Below are 19,694 nucleotides of genomic sequence, written 5' to 3' on the forward strand. Positions count from 1 at the left end.
ATAGAACATAAGCTTAATACAGCAAACTGTTTGAACGATCCTTACTGACTGTAACGTTGAGCCAGTGAATGTGAGATCACTTTAAATTCCTGTTCCTTCATTGCTAGTTGATAGCTGTTATCAATGGCTTTTATGTTGGGATTGGAAAGATGTCGCTCATTATAAGGCCTTATGAGATCTATTTCACGAACTACCTTGCCATTTTCATCAATGGTTTTTGCAAACACCCTGTATTGAAAATGCCATGGGTTCAATTGATCATCAACACCGTTAGAATTATAGGTATCGTTAAACCCTTCAAAGATCAGCTCGCTGCTGTATTCAGGATGTTCGTGCAGGAGATCAGTGATGTTGATGAATTGGTTGATCTCAGGATCACCATGCACAATACCACTGTCCCAAACCGTTTCGCCGTTCAGGAATATAACCAGCCTGTTATCAACGTGTTTTACGTTGATCCAATACTCTTTTTTCATATTACTTACATTAAATCGTTTAAGAATTGTGTGTTGAATAACAGGTATAAAAGTCCAAAATCTGAAATAGGCAGGTAATGACGAATGTTATTTTTTCAACTGATTAACATCCATTTTTAGCATTTGGAAAAGAGTACACTGGTTATACTTCGAAATAGAGGTGATTATGATTGCTGCACTTGGGGTTGAAGCTTGTACTGCAATCAGGGCATTGATAATTGCTGTGTTGATATTGGTTGATGGTCATTTCCTGCTGGCATACTCCGCAAAGAATAGCCTTGGTATCAAATTCATTTTTGTTCCATACTTCAGCTTTATGTCCGGCGGTTTCTTCATGGCAATAAAAGCAGGGATAGTAAGTATTACAGCATTTAAACTTAATGGCAATAACATCAAGCGGGGAATGATAATGTGTGCAGCGTGTTTGCCCATCAATTGTTTTTCCTTTTACTACAATCATTGCGTATCGTTTAACTTGCCACTAATTGTTGAAGGAGTTTCTCCACTGTTTTTTCTGCATCAATGCAGATACCGGGATGCACTGCCGATGTTTGCACAACAGTACTTCGCTTTGCTGTGAGCCAACGAAATCTTGCTGCATGATCGAGCAAGGCAATAGGGCCGGCGTCCTTATTTCCTTTGCTGATCTGCTCAAATGCCTGCAGGTGCTGACGTACATCTTCAAGATCAATTTTTGGATACAGTGCCAGTATCCTCTTTTCATCCAACACATATTTCATTTCAAGAAAGGCAGGTCGTTTGCAGAATACAATAACACCCACATTCAGGAATTCCTCCCGTTCCACACGTGGCACCACACGTATGATAGCATACTCAAATGTGAACTTTTCCTGCATTGATCGCTTCGTTTACAAAATTGGATGAATGTGCAATTCTTGTTGTTAGAAATTGATAATAAACATTTCTTATCTCATCAGCAGAAAGTTTTCCTTCTTCGTCCCTCAACCATGTGTCGGGCAATACGGAAACGATTGCCTGTATACGTTCAGGAACCAATATCTTTTTAAATAATGAATCTGTTTCTTCAATATTCGTTGCCTGTGGCAATAACACATGATCTTTGATCTGTACAAAAGGTCGTAATGCCTGTTCTTCCCAGTTAAAGCCTGAATGATGAAAATACAGTGAAGCACCATGATCGATCATCCACAATTCATTTCGCCAGGTAAGCATGTTTGTATTGCGTGCTGTACGATCAACATTGGTAAGCAATGCATCGAGCCAAACAATTTTTGATGCAGTGGCTGCATCAATTTTTGCAACAGCAGGATCATATGTAATAGCGCCTGATAAATAATGCAGACCAAGATTCAACCCTTCACTTGCACGTAAGAGATCTTGAATCTCTTCATCGGGTTCCATGCGGCCAAAGGCTTCATCCAGTTCAGCAAAAACCAGCTCAGGAACTTTCAAACCAATTGCCCTTGCAATTTCAGCACCAATCACATCAGCGATCAAAGCTTTTGTTCCCTGCCCTGCGCCACGAAATTTCAAGACATACAAAAATCCATCATCAGCTTCGGCAATGGCAGGCAATGAACCACCTTCTCGCAAGGGCGTAACATAGCGTGTTACCTGCACTGTTCTGATATCGGGTGGTTGAATGCTCATTATTGTATTGCTGATGGAATAAACGCTAAGCTAAACCAAGATTCCATCAAAACAAAAAGAGGATAAAGAAGTATTACTGAACGTGCTTCTATTGCATGTATTTCATGCTGAGCAATGGAAACGGTCTGCCCAACCCATCTGTTTCTTTTCGTTCAATAACGGTGAAACCCATGTGCTGATAAAATCCAACAGCTTGTTCATTTTGTTCATTCACATCCAACTCGTATGCACCGAGGATATACATAGAATAGTGCAACAGAATTTTACCAATGCCCTTTCCTCTTGCTTCGGGACGAAGAAAGAGCATTTCAATTTTACCATCAGCAACACCTGTAAACCCAAGAAGCTGTTTTGCATCATCTTCATAAACGTAGACAGGAACTGCTGGAAAGATTGCAGGCAGCATGAGTTTTATTTCCTGCAAATAATCTTCTGGCAAAAAATGATGCGTGGCTCTAACCGACTGTTCCCACAAATCAACTAAATGCGGGTAATCTTTTTCTGTAGCAACTCTGATCATCTTTCATTTGTTTTACAGAATTTACGAATAATACCTGCCAACACAGCAATGTTTACTTTTTCAATTGGATGGGCTGTTTGTTCGAGCAGTTGAAAATGACTGTTGGGTATTGCTTTTTGTACAGCTTCGGTTTCTTCTCTGGTCACCATTTTATCATTATCACCAAGTAATAAAAGTACTGGCTGTTCAATAGTTGTATAATCGTTTAATTGAAGTGGGTTTTCTTTTCCCATTTGCAGCAGCATAGCTTTTGTTTGTTCCAACACAAGTTTCCAATCGTTAGGTGCATGTCGTTGTTGTAACTGCTCAGCAAATACCGGTACTTTTTCTAGAATGATTTCTGTGTTCAACATACCAGCTTCTTTTGCGGCTACTGTTTCATCCCACTGAAATTTTGTAGCAAGTGTTACAATTTCACTGAGTAGTTGTGGCTGTTGCTTAGCAAGATACAAAGCTACATAACCGCCCATGCTGTAACCAAATACAGATGCCTGTTGTATTTTATGCGTTGAAAGATATTCTCCTACTTCATTTGCAAATGCTTCTATTGAAAAAGGTTCTTGAGCAAAGGGTTTGCTGCCATGTCCACTGAAGTTGAAAAGATGAACACTAAAATCATTCTTCAATAAATCAGCCAATGGTAGCAGTTGATCTTTCGAGCCGATAGCGCCATGCAATAACAGGAGATGTTTCATTCTATAAATAAACTCATTTTTCAGTAATACAACAACGGGTATTGATTTTTTTACGGAATTGAAAAATCCATTTACTTTACCATATGAACCGCATGGATCGCCTTTTAGGAATTGTTACACTGCTGCAATCGAAAAAATATGTTGCGGCAGAAAAGATAGCTGACAAATACAACATCAGCGTACGTACTGTTTACCGTGATGTAAAAGCATTGGTGGAGTTGGGCATACCGGTGAGCTTTGAACCGAACCGTGGTTACTTTGTGGTGCAGGGTTATTTTCTACCACCTGTTGCTTTCAGCAGTGAAGAAGCAAATGCATTGTTACTGACAGAATCGCTGGTATATGGTTTTGCAGATAAATCAATACAGAAGTACTACTCGTCTGCATTGAATAAAGTAAAGGCTGTTCTCCGATCCACACAAAAAGAAAAACTGGATTTTCTCGATAACAGCATTCGCATGCAAATGCACCCGAACCTTCAAATGAACTTTGAATACCTTTCGCAATTGCAGGCGGCCATCACCAATAAAACAATCATTCATCTCGATTATACAAATGCCAAAGAAGAGAGCAGTAAACGGAAGCTAGAACCCATTGGTCTCATTTATTATGCATTCAGTTGGCATCTGATCGGCTGGTGCTATTTAAGAAAAGATTACCGTGATTTTAAGTTGATGCGCATCAAAAGTCTGCAAGTATCTGACCAGCCTTTTCAGAAAAAAGACCATATCAGCATTTCTGAATTCATGAAGCAACTACCGGTGAATTATTAATTTTTTTGAGACCAGAAAACACACTGCCATAGGGTTGTCAGCGGGCGATTGTTGTTTTGTGTATCAAAATCAAAACATCATGACATTTACCGAATCATTTCTCAATGAATTGAAACAAGAAGCAGTAACAACCCGTAAAATGCTGGAGCGTGTACCAGCCGATCTTTTCCATTGGCAGCCGCACCAAAAAAGCATGACGTTGAAACAACTGGCCACACACGTAGCGGAGTTACCATCATGGGTGAATCTTGTATTAAACACAAAAGAATTGGATTTTGCAGTTAATCCTTACCAACCTGTAGCACTTACAAATGAACAGGATCTGATGGGCTATTTTCAACAATCGCTGACAGAAGGTGAAAACGCATTGGCACAAGCAACTGACGAACAGTTAACAGACCGTTGGGTATTACGCAGCGGCGAAACAATTTACAGCGACGAACTAAAACGTGATTTTTTGCGCCAGTGTTTTTGCCAGGTAGTACACCATCGTGCACAGCTGGGCGTATATCTCCGGCTACTTGACATCCCAATTCCCGGAAGCTATGGCCCGAGTGCTGATGAACAAAATTTTAATTAGTGCCAATTAACCGGGGCTTGCAAAAGCTCCGGTTATGTTATAATGTAAGTGCCCACTTCTTTACCTGCATCATCAAGCATTTGAACATTCAATTGTTGCTGATTGGCATTGATCTTCATTAATGTTCTTGTACCAGGCTTTGGCCCACCACCAATAATAATGGGGTAATCATGCTCACCTTTCACCGGTGGATGTACACCATGCACATGTGTGTGGCCGCAAACAACAAGATCAACTTTGTATTTATCAAAGAGTGGAGAAAATAATTTCCGGCTATGCATGCTTCCATGCGCATCGTTTGAGTAAAACGGCGGAATATGCATGAACACAACTTTATAACGTGCATTTCTGTAAGCTTCTGATTGCATTAACTTTTCCATCCACACTGCTTGCTTTTCCCTGAAAGCATCAAAGGCTGCAAGCCCTGCATATACTGGTTTATCATCTTCTTTATCTTCTCCCGTATCAAGTGCAATGGCGAATACAGGTCCGCATTGAAAATGAAAATAATATCCCTGCGGATAAGAAAAATAATCTTTCAGTTGATGTGCAAAGGGACCACGCACTTCATGGTTACCTCTTACAAATAACAATGGCTTCTGTATAGCAAACCCGTTTGTACAAGGCGTGATAAGATGATTGATGATCTGTGCTTCTCCTGTTTGATAGTTGAACATATCGCCATTGAGAAAAACAAGATCATAAGGATTGTTACCGTTCAGTTTTAGCAAATGCGGAAATGATGACGGTGTATCGTGCAGATCATTTAACACAAGAAGATTCACTTCACTTGCATCATCAGTAATTGTTTTGAAGCTGTATGTTTTACTAAAGATGGTTTCGCCAAACACCGCAATATCTTCATCCCAGCGCCTGATCTCTTTTGAAGCAACACGGTAGTTATAGGTTTTACCCGGAACAAGGTTTTCCAAAACAATTTCATGCACACGGTTATTTGAATTCACCAATCCATCTGCTACGGCATGAACTTTTTTATCAAGTGTAGCTGTTTCACCATACTCCACCCAACTGTAACAGTTGCGATTGCTGATCCAGCGGATATACATCTGCTTATTATTCAGCGTATGTAAATAAGGCTGAGTAAGAAATTCGTGTTGAATAATTGGAGGAGGAACAACTACCGCTTTATCATCGGTATTACAACCCCTGATGTAGATATAACCTGCAGCACCAACGCCTGCAATTTTTGCGGCATTGGTTAAAAATTTACGGCGGTTAAAGGATGGTTTTTGGTTTTCCATTTTAAGGATGGGCTTTTTTCATTTGCAGTGATCGAACAAGTCTATCTGCTGCAGCCCAATATTACAACCAACAGCCTGATTTTACAAATTGGGTTTAGCTGTTGGCTTTATAATATTCACAAACCTTTGTCATCAAACATTTCTCACAATTCGGTTTTGGCCGGCAGATTTCCCGTCCTAAAAAAGACATCGCCATACCTGCATCCCAATCTTTCTGCGGCAACACTTCCATGATCTGTTTTTCAATTTTCTTAGGATCGGTGCCGGTTGCAATAACAAGTCTTGGAGCAACACGCACCACATGCAGATCAACAATAACACCTTCAGCAGGTTTACCACTTTCACGGAGAATAACGCAGGCAGATTTACGGCCAATACCAGGCAACTCAACCAACTCATCAATCGTTTCAGGAATATTAGTGTTCTTTTTTATTTTACTTGCAATTCCAGTGAGCCATTTTGCTTTGTTGCCAAAATTCCGAACCTTGCTTATGAAAGGAAATAAGGTTTCTTCTGTTGCTTTTGTCAAAGCCTGCATGTTGGGATATGCTTCAAAGAGTTTTGGTGCAAGACTATTAATATTCCTGTCAGAATCCTGTGCAGATAGTACTACCATCACGACTAACTGGTAAGTATTTTTATACTCCAGCGGATGTTGTTTGCCTTTGTATTTCTTCAATAAAGGTTTAATGGCTTCTGGCCAATTGGTTTTTCTTGGCATGATGAATGGTTTTATAGCAATAAATCTACATGATTTAAAAACACGGTTAACTCAATTTTACTTGAGTGCCATGTAATGTGTTTTTTGTTTTTTACTCATTTTCTCAATTGAATTACGTAACATTACACGTGGCATAATGGACGCATGTTTATCAAGAAAACTGAGCAACCTTTTTTTGTCTTTATCCCCTGCAAATCGCAACATCCATCCTGCTGCTTTATGCACGAGGTCTTCTTTGTCTTTCAACAATTCTTCCGCAAGTTTGTAGGTATCATCAAGATCATTTTGCCTGATGAAATAACAGGTGCTTAAAATAGCTGTGCGTCGTTCCCACATATTTTTTGAACGAACCAATTTGTAAAGGATCTTTCTTGGCTTATCAAAAAGATAACTGCCCGTCATGTACAAGCAACCAAGATCAACCAGGTCCCAATTATTCACACGGTCGTGTTTGCCGATATAGAGTTCAAAAAAAGATTTCAAACGTTCGGGTGTTATTTTTTTACTGCGTGATTCTTTATCCATAATGCTGATCGCCCCTGCCCTTACTTCATGAATGGGACTATCAAGTAACTTTTCAATTTCAGTAATGGGCAAACCTGCAAATGAAATGGCGAGCTTAAAAAGATCACCCATCTTTACTCCTATAAACTGATCACCATAACCATAATCGCCTTCAGCACTTTTGAAATAGCGTTGTATCTTTTTCAACTCTACATCAGACTGCATTGCTTTTAATCGCTCTATAAACAGTTTTGCAGTAAATTTTTCTTCCTTTACAGGTGATGATTTTTTAACAGCCGCTTTTGCCATAATTATTTCTGTGATTATGCATTTTCCAGATCAGCAATAATGATCTTCTTCATCTGCATCATGGCCTGCATAACACGGCCCGCTTTCTCCCGATCAGGATCGCCTAGTAATTTACCAAGAATTGGTGGAACGATCTGCCAGCTTAAACCAAATTTATCTTTCAGCCAGCCGCACATGCTTTCTTCTCCACCATCGGCTGTAAGTTTTTCCCAATAATAATCTATCTCCTCTTGTGTATCCGACTTCACAAAAAACGAAACAGCTTCGTTGAACTTAAACATTGGCCCTGCATTCAATCCATGGAATTCCAATCCTTCCAGTTCAAATGTAACTCCCATTACAGAACCGCCAGGACCAGGCATGGTTGAAATTTTCTTTGAATTCTTGAAGACAGAAAAATAGAAATCCATGGCCTCTTCAGCATTACCATCGAACCATAAAAACGGAGTGATCTTTTGCATGATGATGTAGTTTTATTGATTTGCTTAACCACATCAAACATAAAGCCATTCTGCAATGAATAAAAGGTGGAATAACGACAATCTGCGGGGTTAATTACGCCATCCTCAAATAAGAAAAGGCAGGAATAAATCCTGCCCCGAATTAACCAGAAACCAGCAAAATTTTATTTATCACTTCCTGATTTACGACAGGTGAGTGTTGCCTGTTTTATATGACCTGATGTGGAAGAGCCCATTGTAAAACTCAGCAATAGAAAAGCCATTCCGTTTCTTGAAGAACGTCGTGCTTCTGATACATCAACATCTACAAAACCTCTTTGTACTCCTCCCTCTAAAAGAATACGGGGAGTTAAGCGGTAACCTGCAGTTAACAATGCACCTGCATCATAGTTTTTATATTTTTCAAAATTCAAACTCATCTGTTCAGTACTGTGTGATAGTAATGCTGCAATATATCCGCCGCCTCCTGCAAACAAACGTTTTGAGCGGCCGATATAAAAATGATATTGCACAGGAATATTCAGATAGCGTAGCATGAGAAGCCCGTCTTCAACACCCTTTGTTGTAACCTTTAAACCTCCCTCTTGATATTGTGCACTAACAATCAAGCGGCCAACACGAAAATCATCAGCTATAAATGAAACGCCGGCACGAAATGACAACTTAGGGCTGAGAGTTGTTCGTTCCGACACATCAGAGATCGACATGCTTGAAAAAGCTTCACCTGCTTCCACCTTCCAGCCATATTCAACATTTCCTTTACTCTTTCCTTTCCCGGAAGTGTCTGGTTGTATAGTGTGCGCCTGCATTTGTATTGTAACCAGCAAGCAAAAAACTGATCCATAAATTGCTTTCATTGTAAATAGTTTTAGTTTTTGGTTGAACTGAAATAAATACACTTTCGTACTTTGTTTCTTTATCTATGTAAAACTATTACGCTGGTAAATCTATATCAGCACCCAACTTAGTTACTGGCTATTGCTGTTGAGTTAACGGTTATTCCGTTTTAACAGATAGCGGCTTATTGCATTTGATCGAGTTCTTATCTTTGCCGAATGCAACATTTACGTTTACGTGTTTTTAGTTTACTGTTTCTTTTTATTGCCACGAACACCGCAGCCCAACAGTTGAACAATATTGTTCCGAAGCCTGTAAAGACAGAAGCATTCGCTTCAGGCACTGTGGCATTAAAAACAAATGCTACGATTGAATTTGATAGCAGATTTAAAGACCAGGCAAATTACCTGCAGCAGCAGTTATTGCAACAATGTGGATTGCAAACAAACCTTCAGCTATCTAAAACAGGTAAAACCAAAGCTTCTATAGTTTTGCAATACGATGCATCTGTTATTACAAAAGAAGAAATGTATGAACTGACGATTCAACAACAACAGGTAGTGATCAAAGCAATATCTGTTCGTGGTGTGATGAATGGCATGCAGACCTTGTTTCAATTATTACCACTGCAAAAAACAGCCGAAGTAAGTTTACCTGCCGGTCGCATTATTGACTATCCTCGTTTTGCTTATCGTGGCATGCACCTCGATGTAGTGCGTCATATGTTTCCGTTGGATTACATTAAGAAATATATTGACTATCTCACCTTTCACAAGTTCAATACATTTCATTGGCATTTAACAGATGACCAGGGCTGGCGCATTGAAATACTTTCTTATCCTAAACTGAACAGCGTTGGTTCATGGAGAGATTCTACACTCATTGGTCATTTTAAAGATACACCTGCACGTTACGAACATAAACGTTATGGTGGTTATTATACGAGAGCCGAAGTGAAAGAGATCATTGCTTATGCAACTGTGCGTGGCATTACCATCATACCTGAAATTGATATACCAGGACATAGTCGTGCAACTATCACTGCCTATCCCGAATTCAGTACAGATCCTAATAATAAATGGGGCGTTGCAGCAACATGGGGTATGTACAACCGGGTAAACAATGTGCTTGCACCTAACCCGGCAACATTTACTTTTTTACGTACTGTGTTTCATGAAATAGCTGATCTGTTTCCATCGCCCTATATTCATGTTGGCGGAGATGAGTGCAGTAAAATGTGGTGGAAGCAAAGTGCAGCCACACAACAATTCATCAAAGACAATAAGCTGAAAGATGAAGTAGCACTACAAACTTATTTTATTGAACAGGTGAGTAAATACCTGAAAGAAAAAAAGAAAAAGGTAATTGGCTGGCACGAGATCATGGAAGGAAAACTTGATACATCAACCATTGTGATGAATTGGGCGAACGATGCAAAAGCAATTGAAGCAGCAGGCAAAGGTTTCAATGTGATCATGACACCCGGCAAACCTTATTACTTCGATCATTTTCAAAGCAAAGATCCTAAAGACAGTTTAGCGATCCATGGTTACAATCCGTTACAGGCGGTGTATAATTATGATCTTGTTCCTGCATCCATCAAACAAAAGGGATTGGCGCATAAAATTCTTGGTGGACAAGCAAACGTTTGGACCGAGTATATGGAATGGAGTACAAAAGTTGATTATATGATATTCCCTCGTATGACCGCAGTAAGTGAAAGCTTATGGAGCCAACCGGCGCAAAAAAACTATACTGATTTTGTGCGTCGCTTAAAAGCTAACATCATTCCCCGTTATAAATACTGGAATAGTAGTTGGTTCAAAGGTTTTGAAACATGGACAGCGGACAAATAATCTGAAAGAAACTATGCATCCGCAAATAGCAACATTTTTAAAGTGTATTGATCTCGAAGAGAACGAGCAGGCAAACCGTTACCAGCTTGATCAAGTGCATACATTAAAACAACTGAAAGCCGAAGGCCTTGCCTTACATCCCATTATTGTTACACGCAGAAGCTTTGGCTATGCAGATTATCCTGAAATAAGTTTCAAATTAAGTTTCCCACCTGAAGCAAATATGTTCAGGGATGGAGCAGCAATTGAATGTTTTATTTCGGGTGAAGAACCGGTGAAAGGAGTTTTATTAAATCTTGAGGGAAAGAATGGCGAGTTCCGTTTGTTTGCTCCTGACTTTCCTGATTGGATTGAAGACAATGGTGTAGGTATCAAACTCGCTCCTGATACACGCACAACGAGTATCATGAAAAAAACATTGCAGGGTTTGGAGAATAATAAACCGCTCTATAGTTTATTTGAACAGCTGCATAACACTTCAACTGCTACCCATTCAACAATTCAACAACATACCGCTAACATTCAATTCAGGAATAAGAAGCTGAATGAAAGTCAGCAGCAGGCAATTGCAAACATTATTGCCAATGAACAGCTTTGTATTGTGCATGGCCCTCCCGGTACCGGCAAAACAACCACACTTATTGAAGCTATTGTACAATTGGTGCAGCAAGGTGAAAAAGTTTTGGTATCGGCACCAAGCAATACTGCTGTTGATCATTTAGCAAAAGGATTATTGCAGCAAGGCATTAACCTGTTACGAGTAGGCAATACAAGTAAAGTGGATGAGCTGATCTATAAACATACGCCTGAAGGCAAACTCAATAACAGCAGCGCATTAAAAGAGATCAAGCAACTAAAAATCCGTGCCGAAGAATTCAGGAAGATGGCACTGAAATACAAACGGAGTTTTGGAAAGTCTGAACGTGAACAACGAAGCCTGTTATTTAAAGAAGTAAAAAATATACGAACTGAAATAAAAAAACTGCAGCATTATAACGAAGAAAAATTATTTGCAGAAGCACAAGTGATTGCAGGAACGCCTATTGGATTGTATGATGCTGATCTGAAACAATCATTTCACACGCTGGTAATCGATGAAGCAGGGCAATGTATTGAGCCATTGGCCTGGTGCATTTTCCCAATGGCCGAAAAGATCGTATTGGCGGGTGATCATTGGCAGTTACCTCCTACTGTGTTGAGTAATGAAGCAGCAGTGCTTGGCTTCAATCGATCAGTTTTAGAAGCAGCTATTGAAAAGACAGCAGCAGTTTCGTTGCTGAATATTCAATACCGTATGCGCAAAGCCATTGCAGGTTTCAGCAGCAGTTATTTTTATAAGGACCTTTTGCATACTGCTGAGCATTTGCAAAACACCGGAGTACATTTAACATTCATTGATACCGCAGGTTCAGGTTATAATGAAACACATGGACCGGATGGTGTGAGTTTACAAAATGAAGGCGAGCTAAACATTGTTCGTCAATTATTGGAACAGGAACAGTTCGATCCCGTTCATACTGCTTTTATTTCACCTTATTCGGGTCAAGTGTTGGCTGCAAAAGAACAATTGCCAAATGGCATGCGCATCAGCACTATTGACAGCTTCCAGGGGCAGGAAAAAGAAAACATTATTGTATCATTAGTACGAAGTAATGAAGATGGCGTTATTGGCTTCTTAAAAGATTACCGTCGTATGAATGTGGCAATGACAAGAGCCAAGGAAAAACTCTTTGTGATTGGTGATAGTGCAACCATAGGTGCAGATACATTTTACGGAGCATTCTTAACTTATGTGGAGCAACACGGCACTTACAGAACAGTGTGGGAATTTGAAATACAGATCTGATCAGTTCCCCTCAAGCTTTTTCACTGCTTTTATATAATCGTATTGCAGATCTTCATGCATTGATGCAATGGCTTTATTGATCTTCTTCAATTGCGCTTTGTATATATTGCTGATGATAGTATTGCTGTTAATTGCAGTACCAAGCTCATTTATTCTGGTGCATAAATGAATCAGCACTTCGGCTTCTACTGTTTCATTGCCGCTGTAACGAATATATTTGGCAGCAGTCCTTGCGATTTTTCGTAGCGTCTTCTTTACAAAATACACGTTGCTTTTATTGATCTCTTCAAACATCTCATCTACTTCTTCATTCACATGTTTGATGTATAAAGCAGTATCATCAGCTTCAAATAAAAGATAAGTAAGTAATTCTTTGTTCTCTTTTTTGAAACGTGCCAGCCGCAAACAAAGCTCTGTTACTTTTGCTTGCGGCAGATTTACTAACTCCTGTTTAATTTCCTGTACTGTTGCTGCTTTCATAACTATAACTGCGGTTTTACGTCAACCACTTCAACTTCAAACACTAGCGGGCTATTGGGTGGAATTTTTGCAGCTCTTGTGCGAATGGAATATGCAAGACCTGATGGTATCACTATTTTGATCTTTCCCCCCACTTTGCAGTAAGGTACAGCCAGCTGCCAGCCACGGATCAAGCGGCTTAGAGGGAACGTTGCAGTCTTATCTTTTGTTTGATCGAATACTGAACCATCTTCAAGTAAATAACCTTTGTAGTAAACCACCACTGTGTCTGTCACTAAAACGTTACGCCCTGTGCCTTCTTTCATGATTGTGTAATAAACATCATTCCCCTTGAGTTTTGCATCTGTCTTACCTGATGTGATGGCCTGTTGAATAAGCTGTTCATCAATTGCTGCCTGCTGCACACTGTCAATACTGGAGAATGGTGCTAGTACTGGTGCTTTAGCAGCTGTTGCAGATAATTCAACGAATGAGCCATTGCCCCGTTGTACCCAAACCTGCGGAATACTCAAAGCTGTTGGTTGTTTTTTAGTATTTGAAATAAAAGTTAAGGCTGATTTTAAAGCACCCCATGTGCCATTTATTTTACAGGTACCGATCAGCTTCCATTTATTTTGTTTGGAATAATAAACATACCCTGAGTACAGTGTGAAGTTTGCAGCAGAGTCACTTGCCGTAGCAAGATATAGTTGTACAACTTCGTTTACCGGAAGATCATATTCCCATTCCAGTTCATCTTTATCGTCTTCTTCCACGTTAATTCCTTTTGCAACAACAATTGCGGTTTCAGGAAAACTCAATACGATCTCTTTTTCCTTCTTATTTGCTTCAATAAATAATTTCACATCACCACTCTGTACACCTGCTTTTACTTCTTTTCGTGTGTTGATCTGTTGTGCGTTCACTTGTACAAGCAAACCATTTGCCCTTAAACTATCAGCCAATGGAAATGTTTTATCCGCATTATTTTGCGCAGATACATTTGCGTTGAGAAAAATACTGATCGCAATAAATAAGAAGTATTTCATCTGTGCTTTGTTATTTTTTATTGTACCGATAGCTGTAACTCCAATAAATGAAATAATGCTTCAAACATACTAAAGCATCATCAATAAGAATAAAAAGAGATTGGCTGTGTGAAGAAATATCAACGGATGATGGTGAGCATACCTTTACGGTTATAAATTTTCCCATCAATACCTATACCGCTGAACTGCCATACATATGCCCCGGGATTCTGTGGAATGCCTTTATACGTTCCATCCCAGCCAAGACTACCAACAGGCCAGTCGAACAGTTCCATGCCCCAACGATTAAATACTTTAAACGAGTAGATCGTTTTGATACCGTCCGTTACGGGATAAAAACGATCGTTTAAATTATCATTATTAGGCGTAAACACATTGGGTACGTACACCGTTACTTCTTTAATTGTTTTCACAAGCTGAGTATCTATAGTAACGCATCCTACTCTTGTGATCATTCGTATTTGATATAACTGATCGCCAATGTTATCCCGCTCAAAAACCGGAGAGCTTGTGTCAGCATTATTCAGATAAATCGGCGGCAGCCATGCTACTTCTATACCAATCGGCCTCGATTGCAATGGAAGTGCTGTATTTTGAAACGTATATTGTATTGGATAGGTTTGCCCGGGCACGGGATCTTCAATTGTTACAGAAACACTCCGTGTATTTAATGCACATCCATCAGCATTTTTTACAACAGCATAATAGCTGCCCGATTTTGTTAAGCGCAATCGGTTTTGATTTGCACCTGATAATATAATACCATCTCTGAACCACTGCACATTCACATCCGGCGAAACAATCAATACTGCACTATCAGATGCCGACGTACTGCAAAACATTGTTGAACCGAGGAATTGCAAAGTGGTATCAGGCGAGGTAGAAGTAACAAAAACAGTATCCCTTTTAAAACATCCGCCACCTCCACTAAACACGGTAACTACATATTGCGTGGAAAATGCCGGCGTTGCAAATGGGTTGGCAATGTTTGGATTGGATAAACCCGTTGCCGGCGACCAACGGTAAGTCAAACCCGGTTTTGGATTTTCCCCTATAAGTATAGGGACAGAACCACAGTAAACCGTATCGGACCCTGCATTGGCTTTTAATGTAAGCGTATCAACCAATCTCGCATATAAAGTATCCTTACAGCCATATCCATTAAATGGTGTTACTTCAACAGCAAGTAATGAACCTGTCGGGAATGGCGGACGTAATACTAAATACTGGCTGCTACCTAACAATTGTGAAAAGTTACTGTTGAACCACTTGTAATCCTGGAAACCGAATGGCGCAACTACATTCACGAGTGTATCATTAGGGCAGTATGTAGCTCCTGTAAACTCGCCGGTACATTCTGTATTAACATCAATGTATGCATAACCAAAATGACGAACAAAAGTACAATCAGCTGTTTTGAAAAATAAGCGAATGGTTTTACCAGCCTGCCCATTTAAGTTGATGGTTACAGCCGTCCAGTCTTTAACCCAAACTGGTGTGTTTTCATTTGCTCTTACAGGTGCTTCAAAAAAACCTGGAAGTCCACTACCAAATGGAATAAATTCAAACGATGAACATTCGATCACTTTATTGTCCGATACATTCAAGACTTCAATTTCAAGACGTGGCTGTTCTTCTATGCGATGATTTGGTCCTTCAAATACTACTGCATAATGATAGGTAATTGAATAATTGTTCATGTTGGCAGGAATCGTAAACTCATAGGCGAGTCCTTCTGCCTGTGCGCCCCCCATTGTATTTCCTAATTTAACAGAGTAGCCGCTACCGTTAGGACATACAACCGGAAATCCTCCAAACATATCTCGATCTGTTGCATTAAGAGATCTGCTGAACATTTCATGCTGTCCACCACCCGGAAATCCGTTAGGCGATAATGTGATCGTATTGGTGCCACTTCCTGCAGATACTGAGCCAGTGTACGCAGTCCAGTTAGCAAAATCACCTCGTTCAAAATCTATATTCGGGGGACAAATTTGTGCGTTGGAAGATAAACATAGAAACAAGCCGGTAAGCACTGTTACCATATGTGTACGAATAGTTCCATGTTGATGAATCTTCATAATGTAAACCCAGGCAAACAACACTAACCCCGGCTTACTAATTTACCAAAAAAACAAACCCATAGTATATGAATTTTAAAATGTTGAATGTTTGGACAATGATTTTAACGAAAAAACCGACAAGACAAACAAAAGCCGGTCAATTAATATTGACCGCCTTTCAATTCTATGACAATTGTATGCTTATTTGCCGGGATCGCCACGCTCAATTTCACGGTTCATTTCTTCCATATCTACCGGCTGCGAATCATCGCCTAACAAGTAACGGCAGAAATAATCGCACATTTTCCAGAAGAAATATTCAGTCATTGTTCCATAACCATGACGCTGACCAGGCAATACAACAAGTTCGAAACGTTTATTCGCTTTGATCAATGCATTTGCCATGCGGATAGTATTAGCAGGGTGTACGTTATTATCAATATCACCATGACTCAACATCAAACGTCCTTTCAGGTTCTTCGCTAATTCGGGATTACGCTCAATTGAATAAACAAAGCTGGTATCACCTTTATCACTCACCTGTTCTTTTACACCGTGATGTTTCTCACTCCACCAACGGTTGTAAATATTATTCTCATGGTTACCTGCGCTGCTTACTGCCACCTTAAAGAAATCAGGATATACCAACATCGCTGCAGTACTCATAAAACCACCACCACTATGCCCATGAATACCCACTTTACTTGCATCAATAAATTTATGACGATAGCTTAGTTGTTCGATCGCTGCTTTTTTATCAGCCAAACCATAATCACGCAGGTTGCCATAGCCATAGTTATGATACCATTTACTGCGTGATGGATGACCACCACGATTACCAACTGTGATCACCACAAAACCTAATTGCGCCAGACGATCAACACGATCCATACCACGACCAAAGGCTTTGTTAACCGCTTCTGTTTGAGGACCCGGATAAACATATTCGATGATGGGATATGTTTTTGTGCTATCGAAATCAAATGGCTTGTACATGACACCATACAGATCAGTAATACCATCTGCTGCTTTCACTTTAAATGGTTCCGGGAATTTATATCCAGCTTCAAGCAAACCGCTCATATCTGTTTTTTCCAGTTCCATAATAGTTCGGCCGTTATTATCCTGCAACAACGAAACCGGCACAGTGTTCACACGTGAATAAGTATTTACAAAGTAGCGGATGTTGTCATCCATACTTGCATTGTTATCATAACCGGCACGTGTAAGTAATTTCAAACCTGTACCATCGAAATTGATACGATACAGATGCAGATAGTATGGATCTTCATTTGGTTCACGACCATTGGCCGTGAAATACAATACACGATTCTTTTCATCAATACTTTCGATATCCTCGCAATGGAAAGCACCACTGGTAATCTGGTTTTTGAGTTTGCCATTTTCATCATACAAATAAAAATGTGCCCAGCCATCACGCTCACTCCATTCAATTAATTCTTTACCCGCATTTATCAACCCAAGTCTGCGATTTTCAACATAAGTGTTCATGCGCTCTTCGATCAACGGAGTAACAGACCCGCTGCTTACATTTACAGCACATGCGTCAATACGTTTCAGATCACGACTTGTACGTGACATGTAAAACTTCTCGTTGGTGCCATGCCAGATAGTAGCACGGTTTTCTTCATCACGTTGACTTTGCTTTAAAGGAGAAGACCATACAGCGATCTCCTGGTCTTTAAATGCAGCCGCATTAATTTTCTTTGATGTTTTACTTTCAAAATTGAAAATATAAAGCTCACGTATAGGCGCTTCTTTTTCGCCGGGCATCTGGTACTTGTAGGTTTCAAGTGTAGGACGTGGTTCTGCAATGTTGTTGATTACCCAGAGATCTTTTACTTTTCGATTATCAGTACGTGTAAGTACAAAATGTTTACCATCCGGACTCCACATCACAAACACTGATTTGCGCTTATCCTTATTTTTTTCCTTGTCTACATTGGTTTCATTACCGAAACCACCACCATAACCGTAATCTTCAACACCATCAGTTGTTAACTGGTACTCAACAATGGTACTGTCTTCTTCTTTGATCTGTGCTTTACGGTAGTTTGCACTATCCATATAATACAGGTTATGTTTTTTAGAGAAGAGAACATATTTTTTATCGGGCGAGAACGAGGCCCACATTAATCGGTCTTTCGGTTTTTGATAATCCTTCAGTTCAGTTAATACCGCTGTGTTGAGATTGTATTCAAAATAGAATATTTTTTTCTCTGTTGCTGCAGGTGCTCCCGGACGGGCTCCACCTCTTCCACCTGTACGTGCTGCAGCAGTATCTTTCTTTACTTCATCAATGGTACTCTTGATTTCAAACGTAATACTGTTTTCATCTTTTGTGAATTTCAGTTTTTCAATTGGCAAGTGTTGTGCATCAAATGGATCTTTTACAATCTTCGTGATCTCTGCTGCAAGCTTTGCATGATCGAACATGGCACGTTTGCTACCCTTTGTTGCATCAACAATGTACCAGGTCTTTCCTTCACGTGTTTCGTACACATACCAGAAACGATCAGTGAGTTTCAGCCAATGCGGATCAACCGACGTGCTGAATAACATTTTATTAATTTTCTCTGGTGAAAAACGGGCAGCTAAAGCGTAATTGCCTTTTTTAGCAGCCGGCTGCTGTGCAAACAATGCAACAGACAGAAACATCATAATGATGCTGACAAAAATTCTCATGCGTGGATGGTTTGTATTGAATTGGTATGAAGGACATGAAGCCCGGAAAGCTTTAAAGATAAGGGGCGTCATTAAACCAAAGCATTTCGGAAATATTAATTACATGAACGGTTGAGAAAAGCTACCAGCTGCTGTATACGCAACTATGTAGTGAGAATCGGGATGATTCCATTGACTAATGACTCACAACTATCGGCTAACGGCTTTCTTTACAATCCTCGTGTCCAGATCTCATGAATGGGTTCACCACGGGAACTGAGGCCTGAGTGATGCCAGTTGTTACCTTCTACCTTTCCATCAAAACTTAACGACGCACCTACCCTTGTGCTGTCTCTTGAAAAGAATTCAATGTTCTCGGTATACTTGCCATTGACAAATGTGTAAGTGCCGCCGCCTGTTCCGAAGAATTCTTTGGTTTCTATATTAATGGCGATCCATTGAAAGCGTGTACCGGTCAGCAATTTAATTGTTCGTCTGGCCCCGGGTGTAATGGTTTGCATGTTACCATTGTTCATACGACCTGTAATGAGCCAATGGCCTGCTAATTGACTTTTACTGTCATCGACTCGTTTATAAGTTTCGGTTGCCCCATTAACAATAAGCCCCAATGTTTTTTGACTGACCGACATACTCATCGTTTCACTTGTACCTACAACATCTTTCTCTGCTGTATGAAAAAGGTATTTGATCGAAAGCTGGTTGCCCGCAACTGTATAGGAACCACCTTTTGTAAAACTGAAAACTTTGTGTGCTACATCATACTTTGTATAAGAATAATATCCATCCTGGAACAAGAGTGTAATTGTTGATAATCCATCCTGTCTGCTCCATGCACCTGTAATATTTGATTGTGCAGACATGCTAAAACTGTTCAGTAATGACAGTAGCAAAAGAAAAGCAATCGTTTTTATCTGTTTCATAACCTTCAATTAAATGAGTGAATGA

General features: G+C 39.9%; 20 protein-coding genes. 4 read left to right on the forward strand and 16 right to left on the reverse strand.

Annotated elements, in window-relative coordinates:
- Positions 1-41: 41 nt before the first annotated feature.
- The 6 genes from WG954_RS19135 to WG954_RS19160 form a co-directional block, all read right to left on the reverse strand.
- Complete coding sequence (locus WG954_RS19135) at positions 42-476, reverse strand: hypothetical protein (protein ID WP_340438479.1); 435 nt, start codon at positions 474-476, stop codon at positions 42-44.
- Positions 477-618: 142 nt separating this feature from the next.
- Complete coding sequence (locus WG954_RS19140; protein WP_340438480.1) at positions 619-936, reverse strand: CHY zinc finger protein; 318 nt, start codon at positions 934-936, stop codon at positions 619-621.
- A gap of 10 nt (positions 937-946) precedes the next feature.
- Complete coding sequence (locus tag WG954_RS19145; RefSeq protein WP_340438481.1) at positions 947-1,333, reverse strand: DUF3037 domain-containing protein; 387 nt, start codon at positions 1,331-1,333, stop codon at positions 947-949.
- Positions 1,311-2,108, reverse strand: coding sequence for a HipA family kinase (locus WG954_RS19150; protein WP_340438482.1), 798 nt, complete (start codon positions 2,106-2,108; stop codon positions 1,311-1,313). The genes WG954_RS19145 and WG954_RS19150 overlap by 23 nt, the downstream gene beginning before the upstream one ends.
- A gap of 88 nt (positions 2,109-2,196) precedes the next feature.
- Positions 2,197-2,628: an acetyltransferase gene (locus tag WG954_RS19155; RefSeq protein WP_340438483.1), complete on the reverse strand. Its 432-nt coding sequence runs from the start codon at positions 2,626-2,628 to the stop codon at positions 2,197-2,199.
- The gene (locus WG954_RS19160) at positions 2,625-3,323 is read right to left on the reverse strand and encodes an alpha/beta fold hydrolase (protein ID WP_340438484.1); all 699 of its coding nucleotides are present in this window, start codon (positions 3,321-3,323) and stop codon (positions 2,625-2,627) included. The genes WG954_RS19155 and WG954_RS19160 overlap by 4 nt, the downstream gene beginning before the upstream one ends.
- A gap of 92 nt (positions 3,324-3,415) precedes the next feature.
- On the opposite strand from WG954_RS19160, the gene WG954_RS19165 reads away from it, so the two are divergent.
- Both WG954_RS19165 and WG954_RS19170 read left to right on the forward strand, forming a co-directional pair.
- Entirely contained in the window at positions 3,416-4,096 is a 681-nt protein-coding gene (locus WG954_RS19165; RefSeq protein ID WP_340438486.1) for a helix-turn-helix transcriptional regulator, read from the forward strand.
- A gap of 79 nt (positions 4,097-4,175) precedes the next feature.
- On the forward strand, positions 4,176-4,676 hold the full coding sequence (locus tag WG954_RS19170; protein WP_340438488.1) for a DinB family protein: 501 nt from the start codon (positions 4,176-4,178) through the stop codon (positions 4,674-4,676).
- 32 nt (positions 4,677-4,708) lie between these two features.
- Here the strand turns inward: WG954_RS19170 and WG954_RS19175 are convergent, their stop codons facing one another.
- The 5 genes from WG954_RS19175 to WG954_RS19195 all read right to left on the reverse strand — a co-directional run bounded on the left by WG954_RS19175 (position 4,709) and on the right by WG954_RS19195 (position 8,790).
- Complete coding sequence (locus WG954_RS19175) at positions 4,709-5,938, reverse strand: metallophosphoesterase family protein (RefSeq protein WP_340438490.1); 1,230 nt, start codon at positions 5,936-5,938, stop codon at positions 4,709-4,711.
- 94 nt (positions 5,939-6,032) lie between these two features.
- Positions 6,033-6,659 carry an endonuclease III domain-containing protein gene (locus tag WG954_RS19180; protein ID WP_340438492.1) on the reverse strand — a complete coding sequence of 209 codons (627 nt, stop codon included), beginning with the start codon at positions 6,657-6,659 and terminating at the stop codon, positions 6,033-6,035.
- Between the two features lie 57 nt (positions 6,660-6,716).
- Positions 6,717-7,472, reverse strand: a complete 756-nt coding sequence (locus WG954_RS19185; RefSeq protein WP_340438494.1) for a DNA alkylation repair protein — start codon at positions 7,470-7,472, stop codon at positions 6,717-6,719.
- 14 nt (positions 7,473-7,486) lie between these two features.
- A complete protein-coding gene (locus WG954_RS19190) occupies positions 7,487-7,933 on the reverse strand; it encodes a VOC family protein (protein ID WP_340438495.1) in 447 nt (148 codons plus the stop codon).
- Positions 7,934-8,097: 164 nt separating this feature from the next.
- A complete protein-coding gene (locus WG954_RS19195) occupies positions 8,098-8,790 on the reverse strand; it encodes an outer membrane beta-barrel protein (protein ID WP_340438496.1) in 693 nt (230 codons plus the stop codon).
- A 198-nt stretch (positions 8,791-8,988) separates the two neighbouring features.
- On the opposite strand from WG954_RS19195, the gene WG954_RS19200 reads away from it, so the two are divergent.
- On the forward strand, positions 8,989-10,626 hold the full coding sequence (locus WG954_RS19200; protein WP_340438497.1) for a beta-N-acetylhexosaminidase: 1,638 nt from the start codon (positions 8,989-8,991) through the stop codon (positions 10,624-10,626).
- Positions 10,627-10,639: 13 nt separating this feature from the next.
- Positions 10,640-12,472 (forward strand): AAA domain-containing protein, encoded by a 1,833-nt coding sequence (locus WG954_RS19205; RefSeq protein ID WP_340438499.1) that lies wholly within the window; start codon positions 10,640-10,642, stop codon positions 12,470-12,472.
- Here the strand turns inward: WG954_RS19205 and WG954_RS19210 are convergent, their stop codons facing one another.
- The 5 genes from WG954_RS19210 to WG954_RS19230 all read right to left on the reverse strand — a co-directional run bounded on the left by WG954_RS19210 (position 12,473) and on the right by WG954_RS19230 (position 19,669).
- Positions 12,473-12,952 (reverse strand): hypothetical protein, encoded by a 480-nt coding sequence (locus tag WG954_RS19210; protein ID WP_340438500.1) that lies wholly within the window; start codon positions 12,950-12,952, stop codon positions 12,473-12,475.
- Positions 12,953-12,954: 2 nt separating this feature from the next.
- A complete protein-coding gene (locus WG954_RS19215; RefSeq protein ID WP_340438501.1) occupies positions 12,955-13,980 on the reverse strand; it encodes an FKBP-type peptidyl-prolyl cis-trans isomerase in 1,026 nt (341 codons plus the stop codon).
- 119 nt (positions 13,981-14,099) lie between these two features.
- Positions 14,100-16,061 (reverse strand): T9SS type B sorting domain-containing protein, encoded by a 1,962-nt coding sequence (locus WG954_RS19220; protein ID WP_340438503.1) that lies wholly within the window; start codon positions 16,059-16,061, stop codon positions 14,100-14,102.
- A gap of 183 nt (positions 16,062-16,244) precedes the next feature.
- Complete coding sequence (locus WG954_RS19225; RefSeq protein ID WP_340438506.1) at positions 16,245-18,749, reverse strand: S9 family peptidase; 2,505 nt, start codon at positions 18,747-18,749, stop codon at positions 16,245-16,247.
- Positions 18,750-18,958: 209 nt separating this feature from the next.
- Positions 18,959-19,669 (reverse strand): hypothetical protein, encoded by a 711-nt coding sequence (locus WG954_RS19230; RefSeq protein WP_340438509.1) that lies wholly within the window; start codon positions 19,667-19,669, stop codon positions 18,959-18,961.
- Between the last annotated feature and the right edge of the window lie 25 nt (positions 19,670-19,694).

Source organism: Lacibacter sp. H375 (genome assembly GCF_037892425.1).
GTDB lineage: Bacteria > Bacteroidota > Bacteroidia > Chitinophagales > Chitinophagaceae > Lacibacter.